This is a genomic window from Thermodesulfobacteriota bacterium (genome assembly GCA_040758155.1).
GTDB lineage: Bacteria > Desulfobacterota > Deferrimicrobia > Deferrimicrobiales > Deferrimicrobiaceae > UBA2219.
The window spans coordinates 1-11,821 of sequence record JBFLWB010000067.1 but is presented as its reverse complement, the minus strand read 5'-3'; the positions used below and the strand labels follow the sequence as shown (position 1 = coordinate 11,821).

At 63.3% G+C, this 11,821-nt stretch carries 11 protein-coding genes; 6 read left to right on the top strand and 5 right to left on the bottom strand.

Annotated features, from left to right (window positions below; genetic code table 11):
* Position 1: 1 nt before the first annotated feature.
* The 5 genes from modB to AB1346_04095 form a co-directional block, all read right to left on the bottom strand.
* Positions 2-826 carry a molybdate ABC transporter permease subunit gene (gene modB / locus AB1346_04115; protein ID MEW6719617.1) on the bottom strand — a complete coding sequence of 275 codons (825 nt, stop codon included), beginning with the start codon at positions 824-826 and terminating at the stop codon, positions 2-4.
* 12 nt (positions 827-838) lie between these two features.
* Positions 839-1,822 carry a sulfate ABC transporter substrate-binding protein gene (locus AB1346_04110; GenBank protein MEW6719616.1) on the bottom strand — a complete coding sequence of 328 codons (984 nt, stop codon included), beginning with the start codon at positions 1,820-1,822 and terminating at the stop codon, positions 839-841.
* 195 nt (positions 1,823-2,017) lie between these two features.
* Positions 2,018-2,293 (bottom strand): hypothetical protein, encoded by a 276-nt coding sequence (locus tag AB1346_04105; protein MEW6719615.1) that lies wholly within the window; start codon positions 2,291-2,293, stop codon positions 2,018-2,020.
* Between the two features lie 180 nt (positions 2,294-2,473).
* The gene (locus tag AB1346_04100) at positions 2,474-4,099 is read right to left on the bottom strand and encodes a hypothetical protein (protein ID MEW6719614.1); all 1,626 of its coding nucleotides are present in this window, start codon (positions 4,097-4,099) and stop codon (positions 2,474-2,476) included.
* Between the two features lie 84 nt (positions 4,100-4,183).
* Positions 4,184-5,578 carry a hypothetical protein gene (locus AB1346_04095; GenBank protein MEW6719613.1) on the bottom strand — a complete coding sequence of 465 codons (1,395 nt, stop codon included), beginning with the start codon at positions 5,576-5,578 and terminating at the stop codon, positions 4,184-4,186.
* A 71-nt stretch (positions 5,579-5,649) separates the two neighbouring features.
* Between AB1346_04095 and AB1346_04090 the strand changes: the two genes are divergently transcribed.
* From AB1346_04090 to AB1346_04065, 6 genes are all read left to right on the top strand, one after another.
* The gene (locus AB1346_04090; GenBank protein MEW6719612.1) at positions 5,650-5,871 is read left to right on the top strand and encodes a hypothetical protein; all 222 of its coding nucleotides are present in this window, start codon (positions 5,650-5,652) and stop codon (positions 5,869-5,871) included.
* 204 nt (positions 5,872-6,075) lie between these two features.
* Positions 6,076-7,443, top strand: a complete 1,368-nt coding sequence (locus AB1346_04085; GenBank protein ID MEW6719611.1) for a sigma-54 dependent transcriptional regulator — start codon at positions 6,076-6,078, stop codon at positions 7,441-7,443.
* Between the two features lie 173 nt (positions 7,444-7,616).
* Positions 7,617-8,960 (top strand): TolC family protein, encoded by a 1,344-nt coding sequence (locus AB1346_04080; protein ID MEW6719610.1) that lies wholly within the window; start codon positions 7,617-7,619, stop codon positions 8,958-8,960.
* Positions 8,957-10,249 (top strand): copper oxidase, encoded by a 1,293-nt coding sequence (locus tag AB1346_04075; GenBank protein MEW6719609.1) that lies wholly within the window; start codon positions 8,957-8,959, stop codon positions 10,247-10,249. Before AB1346_04080 ends, AB1346_04075 begins: the two co-directional genes overlap by 4 nt.
* On the top strand, positions 10,246-10,962 hold the full coding sequence (locus AB1346_04070) for a copper-binding protein (GenBank protein MEW6719608.1): 717 nt from the start codon (positions 10,246-10,248) through the stop codon (positions 10,960-10,962). Before AB1346_04075 ends, AB1346_04070 begins: the two co-directional genes overlap by 4 nt.
* Positions 10,963-11,146: 184 nt before the next feature.
* Complete coding sequence (locus AB1346_04065; GenBank protein ID MEW6719607.1) at positions 11,147-11,653, top strand: DUF2318 domain-containing protein; 507 nt, start codon at positions 11,147-11,149, stop codon at positions 11,651-11,653.
* Positions 11,654-11,821: the final 168 nt, after the last annotated feature.

Sequence of the window (11,821 nt, the reverse complement as noted above, 5' to 3'; positions counted from 1 at the left end):
CTCATGCGGCCTTCCTCCCTCCGGACGGCTGGAAGAGCTGCAGGAGAAGCAGGATCAGGAAGGAAGCCAGCGCCAGGACGATGGCGATGGCCGCCGCCCCCTCCACGTCGCCCGTGTTGAAGCGGGAGTAGATGTACAGCGGGCCGGTCTGCGTCCGCCCCACGAGGTTCCCGGAAACCATGATGGAGGCGCCGAACTCCCCGAGCGAGCGGGAGAAGGTGAGGAACGCGCCTGCGATGATCCCCTCCCTCACCGCGGGGATCGTGACGTAGGAGAACACCTGCCATTCCTTCGCGCCCAGCGTCCGGGCCGCGTCCTCCCCGGAGCGCGGGACGGATTCGAGCACGGCGCCCACCGCCCGCACCATGAAGGGAAAGGTGACGAATACGTGGCCCAGGAGCAGCCCCGGGAAGGAGAACATGATCCGGATGTTCCTCTCGTCGAAGAACCGGCCCACGGGGCCAAGGGGCCCGTACATCAGGAGGAGGGCGAAGCCGGTGACCACCGCCGGGATCGCCAGCGGGATGTCCACGAGGGCGTTGACCGCCTTCCGGCCGGGGAAGCGATAGCGCGTCAGGAGGAAGGCCATCGCGGTGCCGAGGACGCCGTTGACCGCCGTCGTGGCGAGCGCGACGAGGACGGTCAGCCGAAGCGCCGCGACCGCGTCCGGATTGCCGAGCCGGTCCCGGAACACCCCGATCCCGTCCCGCACCGCGTACTGGTTCAGCGCCACGAGCGGCAGGAGGATCAGGAGGAAGAACAGCACCAGTGCGGCGGTGAATGTCGCCCCCCGCACCAGCGCATCCATGTTCCGGAACCGGCCCATAACGTTACCTCGCTACTTCTGCTGCGTCTTCTTCCAGGCGTTCTCGATCACGTTCTTCCGGGCGTTTTTCCAGCCGCCGAGATCGTCGACGGTGAACGGCTCCGCCACCTTCGCGTATTTCGCCTGGTACTCCTTGCCGACCTTCGCGTCGACAGGGCGGAAGCCGTACTTCGCGTAGGAGCGCTGCGCGTCCGCCGAATACAGGAACCGGACCAGTTCCGCCACCGCGTGCTCCTGCTCGGGCGTGACGTTTTTATCGATCCGGGCGATCTTCCATTCCGTCTCGATCGTCTTCCGCGGCACGGCGATCTCGTAGTCGCGCCCCTTCGCCTTCTCGAGCAGCGCCTCGTTCTCATAGGTGACGATCGCGTCCCCGAAGCCGGCGTCGAACTGGACGAAGGTCTGGCGCGCCGATTCCGGCTGGGCGATCACGTTCCTCTCCACCGAGGAGAGAAGCTTGACGCCGCCGTCCTCGGGCCCGAACGTGAGGTTCCCGAAATTCGCCCCCGCGCCGTAGATGGCGAATATCGCCCACTGCGCCCCGCCGGAGGTGTCCGGGCTGGCGTGGAGCACCTTCGTGCCGGGCTTCGCCAGGTCCTCGAAGGCGTTCAGCCCCTTCGGGTTCCCCTTGCGCGTGACGAAGACGATGACGGACTTGATCGGCGCCCCGTTGTTGGGGTTCTTCCGCCAGTCGGAAGTGATGAAACCCTTTTCCTTCAACTGGTCGAGGTACAGCTCCGAGGAGAGGACGGCGACCTGCACCGGAGCCCCGCCCAGGATCTGGTTCTTCAGCGTCCCCGAGCCCGCGAAGGAAGCCGAGACGTCCACGTCCTTCCCGAACTTCTCCTTGTAGTGCTTCCTGAAGGCCGGGAGGATCTCCTTGATCGTGGCGTCCTCCGTCACGCAGCAGGACTGGAGGTTGATCCGGACCGGTTCGGCGTGGGCGGTGGACGCGACAAGGAGCACCGGGAGGAGCAGGGCGAGCAGGCGTTTCATGGGGGCCTCCGTTCGGGTTGGAATACGATATTTACTATATAAGCTATAGGATTAGTAGAGTATTAAATCAGCCCAAGCATGTCAAGAGAAATTATTCCTGGTGAAATTATTCCCGGGAAATTATTCCTGGAAAAAGCGCCGGGGAGGCGGCTCCCCGGCGCCAAACCGCTTCGACCGATTCAGACCGTGCGCCGGTCAGCCTCCGGTGGACCGGTCCACCGGACGCAGCTCGGGGAAGAACGGGTTGTAGTGCGTGTCAAGCGGGTTCGGTTTGGACTTCTCCAATTTCCCCGGGACGGCCCCGGTATCCACCGACTCGCTTCCCTTCCACGCATCGGACGACTTGTCCGTTTCCTTCGCGATTTTTTTATAATGCTTCCCGTGCAACTCGTACATCTCGCCCGCGAATGTTGCGCCCGCCATGCCTGCCGTCAGTGCGAATGCCGCAAGGATCGCCATGAGCTTTTTCATCGGATTCCTCCTTCACGCTTGTTCCCGGATTCCCCCGGGACGGCTTGTTTTTTTATTATTGGGTAGTGCATTCGGCGTGCCGACCCTTCGTGATCGGAAACTGCCGATATACAAGGCGTTTCACGGAGAGGGTGCGCCCAGGTTCTCCGGATCGGACAAAATTCTTCGGGAAGGGAGAGACTATTCCCCGCCGGATCGGAAGGGAAGGAAGAGCAGCCGGCTTTCCTTCTTCTTGCCCCATAGGGAGGAGGGTTCGGTGGCCACCACGAATACGCCGTCCCGGCTCGCATGCAACCCCTGAAGGGGGGTTTCCAGTTCCCGCCCGATGGTTCCCCGGATGAACCTTCCCCCGCGGTACTCCAACGTCGCGAGCCAGGACTTCCGGACACCGGAACCGAGCCCGGAGACGCCCGGTCCCTCGGAGGCGATGGCCACCACTTTCTTCCGGCCGCTTCCTTTCGGGTCGATGATTATCGGAGCCACTTCGAAGGCCGCGGTGGTGAACTGGCGATCTCTTGCGCCGGGGTTCAGATCGTAAGTCAGGACGGACAAGCTTCCACCCATCTGCTCGGAGGATTCATAAAGGAGTTGTGCTCCGTCGAAAATGGACAACTTCCGGGTGCGAACGACCACGGTTTCCGGACGGCCGTCTCCGGTCAGGTCCGCGAACGCCGTTCCCTGGACCGGGAAGGAACGCGGAATCGGGAACGATGGACCGGCGGCCACTGGCCTTCCGTCCTTCAAGTGGATTTCCCGGATCCTGTCGCCGAAGAAAACGTCGCGGTCGAAAGACTGGCCGAGAAGCGTCTCCGGAACGCCGTCCCCGTCCCGGTCGAAGCTCCCCAGAAGATACGGCAGTTCCTCGGGAATCTGCGCCAGGCGACCGTCCGTAACGGTGAAGATCACCCCGATGACGGTCTGGCCGATCGTGGGGCCGAACGGCTGGTTTTCATCAACGGAGACGGTAGCGGCAAGCATGGGGGCACCATCGGGGCGCGGCTTCCACCAATGCAGGCCGTGAACGCGCCCCGAGCGGGGCGGCGCGCCGCTTCCCAACGGGACCGGACGGTCGCCGACGGCGTAGACGTCGATCCGTGCCCCGTCCGTGACGGCGAGCAGCAGCCGCTCCCCGTCGCGCACAAAATCCGCCATCGATGTTCCGGCCGGCAATTCCCCCAGGACGGTGAATTCTCCCGCCGGCGGTTTCCCCACGGATTCCGCGGGGAACGCGTACGAACGAAGCAGCTGTTCCCGATCCCGCACCTCGAGTTTTCCGTCCGCAAGCACAAACGCGAGGACCTTGACTTCAGGAAGCGTTTCCGCCGCGGAGGAAGGGGCGGTTACGAACCGCCACTCCAGTCCGGGAAGGACGGTTCTCAGCCTTTCATAGAAAGTCCTTCCTCCGCCGGTGGTGTCGACGAAGACCGCCGGGATCCGGTCGAAGCGGCGTACGACATCCCCTTTCCCGATCGGTTCCCTTGCCTCCACGGGACTCGCGTGGGAGTATCCGGGCCTGACCCGGACGACCCGCAGGAGCCCTTTCACCCGATCGAGAGATCCCAGCTCCTTGCCGGTTACAGGGTGCACGATCCGTTCTCCCGGATGCACGACGCTGAACAGGTCGCCTGCGGCGATCCCGTCCTCCGCGCCGCGGTCGATCAGGAATTCCCCGTCCGAGGGCATGACGACGTAACCGGAGAGCGGCGCGAAGTCCCGTGCGATTTCAGCGGGAACGTCCGCCCCGGAGGCGGGAACGGCCGCGATGAACAGCAGAAACGCCCAAAGAACGGAACGGAGTCGGATCAATTTTTGCCTCCCGCATTTCACGAAACGGCCGGCCCCATTCCGGCGGCCGACCGTTTTCGTGTCAGGACTTCCCGTCGCGGAACTTCAAAAAGTATAGCGGAGCCGGGAATCGACGCGGAGGATGTCCGCATCGGACTTGCCGTCCCGCTGCGCCGCCGCTTCGAAGGCGTCCATGGCGTCGTCGGCGAACAGGTATCCGGCGCCCACGGCGAACTCCGTGCTCTCGAAAAGCATGTAGCTCAAATGGGCGTCGATCTCGGTTCCGATCTTTTTCGACCGTCTGCCGTTGCCGAGCGTCAGATCCTTTGCGGTCTGCAGATAGAGGAGAGCCGCGCCGACGGTCAGTTTCCTGGACACTTTATGATCCACAGCAAGCTTGTTGAGGATCAGCCCCTTGTCCAGGATGGTCGTGGACTCGGTAAAGTAATTGTCGTTCGTGTAACTTTCCATCAGAACCCTGCTCGCGGTCATGTCGATGTCTGTCGACAGGTAGTTCCGGATCTGGGTGTCTCCGGGATCGCTGTCTCCCGAAGAGTACCAGGCCGTGTAGGTGACGCGGGTATTGCCGAAATTGACGCCCGCGTCGGCGTGGGCGAAAAAGGAGCTGACGTCCCTGCTCGCAGCGCTGTTGTCCGTCAGGGAGCCTCCTTGATAGATCAGGTCCCAGTTCAGGAAGAGGTCGCCGAGGGACGTTTTGCCGTCCGTGCCCACCGTATAGATGTTGAAGTTGACGTTTCTCAGCTTCTTCACCTGGTAGTCGGCATTGGAAACGAAGGCCTGCCGATCGGCGTCGCTGGGATGGCGGCCCTGGTACACGGCGAAAATCCCGACCGGGGTCTTTTCTCTCACCTTGAAGTCTATCCGCGCCGTCAAGGCGTCCAGGTCGGAGAAAAGCTTGTCTTCGGGAGCGTCGTTGAAGTTTTCGACGCCTCGCACCCAGGCCAGCGTCATCACGACGGGTTCGAAAACGGCGCCTGTGTACCGGACACCCATGGCGGTCTCGCTCCAGAAGTAGCTGTTCACCGTGAACGGCATCAGGCCGATGGTGACGCGGGATTTGCGCTCCGTCCAGGGAAGCTGGAAATCGGTGTAGGCCCATCGGGTTTCGATGTTCACGCCGTCTCCGGAAAAGCTGCCGCCCGTGTTCCTGCCGGTGCTGCCGGCGACGTCCCTGCCGAATCGGAGAGCCCCCAGCTCGATGCCGTACACCCCCTTGATCTTGCTGTCGTCGGATGCGGCTTCGACCCACAACGAGTATTTGATATCGCCCCATGCCTCGCTGACGCCGTCCTTGTTGATGTTCCTCAACGTGGCCGTCTCGGCTGCGCTGTACACCCCGGCCTGGTTCGTGTACAGCATGAATCGGTTGTTCAGGTCGCCGTGAAACTGGAACTGCGCGGCGGAAGCCGAAACGGCCAAACCCGCCAAGAGCAGGATCCCGAAAAACAGGGCGAGCTTTTTCACTCTCATCCCCTCCATATCTTGCCTCCCTTGTTGGACTGATGTAGTCGGCTCGACGGGAACCTCCGGGCTCAAGGAGGCTCCCGGGCATGCGGAAATCGCTGCGGGAATCTTTTTCGGAAACCGAACCACCGTGTCATGTCGTCGTCCCCGCTGCCTTGGTGGACGTTATCTCGCGGACATCCGGTTTTTCCGGTGGACGAGGGTGCAACGGACATGCCGCCGGAGGGAAAAACGGCTATCGCGGCAATGTTGAAGACGATATCGCCGAAATAGCCGGGACGGGGCGGGGGTCGGATCCGATGGAATGAAGAATAGTGTTGACGATGTCGGAGATTATCCTCTTGGAGGTTCGCGGACCCGGCTGCAGAAATTTCTCCATCCGGCCGAACAATATTCTTTACCATCCGGGCCGCAAGGCGCCGGATCGCATGGCTTGAAAGTTCAACGCTCCGTAACGGCAGATGAAAATCCCGGTTTGCTCAATTGGCACTTATCCTGCTTGGCTTCCCCGTATGAGCGCGCGGATTCTTTTCATCGATGACGACAAGGCCGGTCGGGAAGTGGCCCTTTTCAACCTGAAAAAGGCCGGCTATCAGGTGACGGCCGCATCCGACGGGACCGAGGGGCTGTCGCTGTTCTCTCCGTCGAAGTTCGACCTGGTCGTCACGGACGTGAAGATGCCCGGGATCTCGGGCATCGAGGTTCTTCGGCAGATCCGCAAACAGGCCCCCGGCGTGCCCGTCCTTGTCATCACCGCCTTCGGAAACGTGGATGTCGCGGTCCAGGCCATGAAGGAGGGCGCGTACGATTTCATCGGAAAGCCGTTTCACAGGGACCAGCTCCTCCTGTCGATCGAGAAGGCGCTCGATCGGCAGCGACTGGCGGAGGAAGTGCGGGAGCTGCGGATCCGGGCGAGCCTCGCTCCGGGGGAGTTCCTCTCCGCCTCCGGCGCGATGCAGCGCGTCCTTGAGGTGGCGGACCGGGTGGCGGGGACCGACGCCACCATCCTGATCACCGGCGAGAGCGGGACGGGGAAGGAGGTCGTCGCCCGCCGCATCCACATGAATTCGGCGCGGGCGGAAAAACCGTTCGTGGCGATCAACTGCGCGGCCATCCCGGGGGAGCTCCTCGAATCGGAACTTTTCGGACACACCCGCGGAGCGTTCACCGGCGCGGTCCGGGAACGTTCCGGGCGATTCCGGCAGGCGGAAGGGGGGACGCTCTTCCTCGACGAAATCGGCGAAATCCCGCTTTCCCTCCAGCCGAAGCTCCTGCGCGTCCTCCAGGAAAAAGTGGTGGATTCGGTGGGAAGCGATGCGCCGACTCCCGTGGACGTAAGGATCCTCGCCGCGACGAACCGGGACCTGCAGGACCGGATCCGCGAAGGGGGCTTTCGGGAGGATTTGTATTATCGGCTCAACGTCGTGGAGCTGCGCGTACCGCCGTTGCGGGAGAGAAAGGAGGACATCCCGCTCCTCGTGGAGCGTTTCGTCAAGGAGCTGGCCGAGGGGAGGGACATCGAAATTCCGACCAGGGTCATGGAAGGGCTCATGGCCCGCCCCTGGCCCGGAAACGTGAGGGAGCTGAAAAACGCCTGCGAGAGAATGGTGATCCTGTGCCGCGGGAACGAGGTCTCCATGGACGACCTTCCCCCGGTTGCGGGACCTCTCTCCCCGGAGCGGTCCGCCGGACCCGTAAACGAAATGGAAGATTGGCCCCCGCTTCCGCCGGAGGGGTTGTCGCTGGTGGACCTTGAAAGGAAAGTGATCGAGCGGGCGCTCAGGCTGAACAAGGGAAACATCACCCGTACGGCGGCCTACCTGAGAGTTCCCCGGCATATCCTGGTATATCGGCTGGAGAAGTTCGGGATCGAAAGATAACCCCCGGGAATATTCCCTGATCGGCTGAAGAATATTCTTCGCCCGCAGCCGGAGCATTTCGCCGTTCCTGACAGCAGGAAGAAATAAACCGTTTCCTTTCAACAGGTTTCTTTCGTCGAGCGCAATGATGGCATGCCATATGCTCTCTCGAAATCATGGAGAAATCATGGATCATGGTTCTGGCGATTGCGCTCGGCGTGACGGTTTCGGGCGGATGCGCCACGTTCTCGCGGGACGCAGGGTTCGGAACGGTCGAGCGGCTCGCCGGGGAAAGACTGGACAAGGACGTGAAATGGCAGCGCTCCGACGACGATCACGGGAGTGTCCGGTCCGCCGTGAAGGAATTCCTGTCCTCGCCGCTTTCGATCGACAACGCCGTTCAGGTCGCCCTCCTCAACAACCCGGGGCTGCAGGCGACCTATTCGGAATTGGGGATCGCCGAGGCCGAACTGGTGCAGGCCGGCCGGGTGACGAATCCGCATTTCTCTTATCGGCGGACCAGCGAGGGCGGAGAGCGGAAGATCGAATGGGCGCTGACCTTCCCGCTCGTCGACCTGCTGACCATGCCGCTTAGGACCCGGATCGAAGGACGCCGGTTCGAGCAGGTCAAGCTGGCGGTGGCGGGCCGGATGCTCGATGTCGCCGCCGCGGCCCGCAAATCCTGGATCGAAGCGGTCGCCGCGGAGGAGCGCGTGCGCTACCTCGAGCAGGCGATGCTCGCGGCGGAGGCGTCCGCCGAGCTGGCGGACCGCATGGAGCGGGCGGGGAACCTCAACCGGCTGGACCGGATGAGGGAGGAAGCCTTCCGTTCCGGGATGTCCGCGCGCCTGTCGGATGCGAGGCGGGAAGCGGTGACCGACCGGGAGCGGCTGACGAGGATGATGGGTCTATCCGGAAGCGACATCGCATTTCGTTTGCCCGGGCGGCTGCCGGAACTTCCGGCGGACAAGGCCGACCTCGGGGAGCTCGAGGCGCGCGCCATGACCGGGCGACTGGACGTCCGGGCGGCGGCGCTGGAAACGGAACGCCTCGCCGAATCGCTCGGCCTTACCCGGGCCACCCGTTTCGTCGACGTCCTCGAGCTCGGGCCGGCGGCCACGAAAGAGGATCCCGCGCCGTGGAAACGGGGTTTCGAAGTGAGCCTGCAGCTTCCGGTCTTCGACTGGGGGAGCGCCCGCGTGTCCCGGGCCGAGGCGATCTACATGCAGGCGCTGCACCGGGTGGCGGAGACGTCGGTGAACGCCGGCTCCGAAGTGCGCAACGCCTGGTCGGCCTACGGGTCGGCATATGACGTCGCGAAGCGTTACCGCGACGAGATCCTTCCGCTGCGGAAGAGGATCGCGGAGGAAAACATGCTCCGCTACAACGGCATGCTCATCGGAGTCTTCGAGCTGCTCATCGATGCCCGCGAACAGGTCGAAGCCTCCATCGCAGGGATGGATGCGCTGCGGGACTTCTGGATATCGGAAGCGAATCTGCAGGCGGCGTTCAACGGCCCGCAGGGAGCAAACCCATGATGTCGAGACGGCAGTTCCTCATCGGGTCCGGCGCCGCTCTCGCGGGGGCGGCGCTGGTGAGCAGGGCGCAGGCGGCCTCGCTGCCGGAGGCCCCCGTCCTTGAAAAGGCGGCGACGCAGCCGCCGCTGATTCCCCCGAACGGACGGCCATACCAGCCGGTCGTCACGTTGAACGGCTGGACGCTCCCGTGGCGGATGAAGGCCGGATGGAAGGAGTTTCACCTGATCGCGGAGCCGGTCCGGCGGGAGATCGCTCCCGGGATGACGGCCAATCTCTGGGGCTATAACGGGCAGAGCCCCGGCCCGACCATCGAGTGCGTCGAAGGCGACAAGGTGCGCATTTTCGTCACCAACAAGCTGCCCGAGCACACCACGATCCATTGGCACGGCGTGCTGCTCCCCAACGGGATGGACGGTGTCGGCGGGCTGACCCAGCCGCACATCCCCGCGGGCAGGACGTATGTGTACGAATTCGTCATGAAGCATTCCGGCACCTTCATGTACCATCCCCACTCCGACGAAATGGTGCAGATGGCGATGGGCATGATGGGCTTCATCGTGGTGCATCCGAAAGATCCGGACAGGTACCGGGTCGATCGCGATTTCGTGTTCCTGATCAACGCCTTCGACATCGAACCGGGGAGCTTCACGCCGAGGGTCAACACGATGCTCGATTTCAACACCTGGTGCTGGAACAGCCGGGTGTTCCCGGGCATCGATCCCCTTGTCGTGCGGATGGGCGACCGCGTCCGGATCCGCATGGGAAACCTCACGATGACGAATCATCCGATCCACATCCACGGGCATCGTTTTTCGGTGACGTGCACCGACGGCGGCTGGGTGCCGCAGAGCGCCCGATGGCCCGAGACGACCGTCGATATGCCGATCGGCTCGCTGCGCGCGGTCGAATTCACGGCGGACGCTCCGGGCGACTGGGCGTTCCACTGCCACAAGTCCCATCACGTGATGAACGCGATGGGGCACGGCGTTCCGACGATGATCGGCGTCGACCAGAGGGGCGTGGCGGAGAAGATCAACCGGCTGCTGCCCGACTACATGGCGATGGGAGAGCGCGGAATGGCGGAGATGGGGGAGATGGAGATGCCTCTTCCCGACAATACGCTCCCGATGATGAGCGGACAGGGCCCGTTCGGGCCCCTTGAAATGGGCGGGATGTTCACCGTCGTCAAGATCCGGCAAGGGCTGGCCCGCGACGATTACAACGATCCGGGATGGTACCGGCACCCGGAAGGAACCGTGGCCCGCGAATGGGCGGGGGAGGAGAAATGAAAAGGCGGATCATCGCAATCGCACTTGCCATGGGCATCGCGTACGCCACCGGGGCGTTTGCCCACGGCGACGAGGCGCACGGAAAGAAGGGGAAAGCGGCGGACGACAACGCGGCCGTCGTCGGAAAGCCCGGCGATCCGGGAAAGGTCACCCGCACCATCGGGGTGGATATGAACGACGACATGCGCTTCCTGCCCGACAACATCCGGGTGGAACGGGGCGAGACGATACGGTTCATCGTCAGGAACGTCGGGAAGATGAAGCACGAGATGGTCATCGGCACGATACGGGAGCTGAAGGAGCACGCCGAGCTGATGCGGAAATATCCGGAGATGGAGCATGAAGAACCCAATCAGGTCGTCGTCGATCCCGGCCGGACCGGCGAGCTGGTCTGGCAGTTCACCCGATCCGGCACGTTCGATTTCGCCTGCCTGGTCCCGGGGCATTTCGAGGCGGGGATGGCCGGCACGATCCGGGTCGGCGGGGGGGATGCCATGAGCGAGGGGGTGGTGACGAAGGTGGACCGCTCCGCCGGCAAGGTCACCCTCCGCCACGGGCCCATGGAGAACCTCGGAATGCCGAAGATGACCATGATCTTCCGCGTGAAGGATCCGGCGATGCTGGAGGAGCTGAAGGAAGGCAGGAAGATCCGTTTCCTCGCGGAAAAGGTGGACGGGGCGATCACGTTGATCCGGGTCGAAGCCGCGGAATAGAACTCGCGAATAATCTTCGGTCCTGTGGAGAATATTCTTCGGTCATGGCGCCTCCGCCGGGTCATCGGTTCGCATTATTCGACGTAATTTGTTGATATTTCGAGCGAATTATTATCGGCGCCTTGCGTGGCACGACATGTGCTTTTTTACCGGCGGAATGAAACCTCAGGAGGTTTGCCGGATCATGGCAATGAATCGAAGCAAGAGCGCGCTCGTCGTCGTGTCGGCCTTGGCGGTCCTTTTCGCCGCTGCCGCGGTTTCCGCCGGAGTGCTCGACGGTCTCTTCAAGAAATCCCCTGCCGACGCCGCGAAGGCGGCGGGCGTCGTGGAGACGGCGGACGCCGTGAAAGTCCCCTTGAAGGCGCTCGATTCCGGGAAGGCTCTGTTCCTCGCGATGGATGCCGGCGACCGCCAGCTCCACTATTTTCTTCTCCGAAGCCCCGACGGGAAGTATCGCGCGGCGCTCGACGCCTGCGACGTCTGCTTCCGGGCGAACAAGGGCTACCGCCAGGAGGGCGACCGGATGATCTGCAACAACTGCGGGATGAAGTTCGCCAGCGACAAGATCGGTGAGAAGAAGGGCGGGTGCAATCCGCACCCGCTGGCGAACCGGCAGGAGGAGGGATACATGATCATCTCGAAGTCCGACGTCGCCGCCGGCAGGGATTACTTCCCCGGGAAGCGGCAGTAGGGAGGCGGCGGCGATGAACCTTCGGAAACTCGCCTGGAGGAACCTGCTCCGGCGCAAGTCGCGCGCCGTCTTCACCGGGCTGGGGATCTTCCTCGGGATCGCCACCTTCGTCGCGATCGCCTCGCTCACCTCGCGGATGGAGGGCGCGGTGCAGGACCAGCTCGACCG

What these genes read in the sequence shown, in the direction of transcription:
- AB1346_04090 (MEW6719612.1), top strand. Translation starts at nt 5,650, where the DNA reads ATGCGGAAATCGCTGCGGGAATCTTTTTCGGAAACCGAACCACCGTGT.
- AB1346_04065 (MEW6719607.1), top strand. Translation starts at nt 11,147, where the DNA reads ATGGCAATGAATCGAAGCAAGAGCGCGCTCGTCGTCGTGTCGGCCTTG.
- AB1346_04080 (MEW6719610.1), top strand. Translation starts at nt 7,617, where the DNA reads ATGGTTCTGGCGATTGCGCTCGGCGTGACGGTTTCGGGCGGATGCGCC.
- AB1346_04085 (MEW6719611.1), top strand. Translation starts at nt 6,076, where the DNA reads ATGAGCGCGCGGATTCTTTTCATCGATGACGACAAGGCCGGTCGGGAA.
- AB1346_04105 (MEW6719615.1), bottom strand. Translation starts at nt 2,293, where the DNA reads ATGAAAAAGCTCATGGCGATCCTTGCGGCATTCGCACTGACGGCAGGC.
- AB1346_04095 (MEW6719613.1), bottom strand. Translation starts at nt 5,578, where the DNA reads ATGGAGGGGATGAGAGTGAAAAAGCTCGCCCTGTTTTTCGGGATCCTG.
- modB (MEW6719617.1), bottom strand. Translation starts at nt 826, where the DNA reads ATGGGCCGGTTCCGGAACATGGATGCGCTGGTGCGGGGGGCGACATTC.
- AB1346_04110 (MEW6719616.1), bottom strand. Translation starts at nt 1,822, where the DNA reads ATGAAACGCCTGCTCGCCCTGCTCCTCCCGGTGCTCCTTGTCGCGTCC.
- AB1346_04070 (MEW6719608.1), top strand. Translation starts at nt 10,246, where the DNA reads ATGAAAAGGCGGATCATCGCAATCGCACTTGCCATGGGCATCGCGTAC.
- AB1346_04075 (MEW6719609.1), top strand. Translation starts at nt 8,957, where the DNA reads ATGATGTCGAGACGGCAGTTCCTCATCGGGTCCGGCGCCGCTCTCGCG.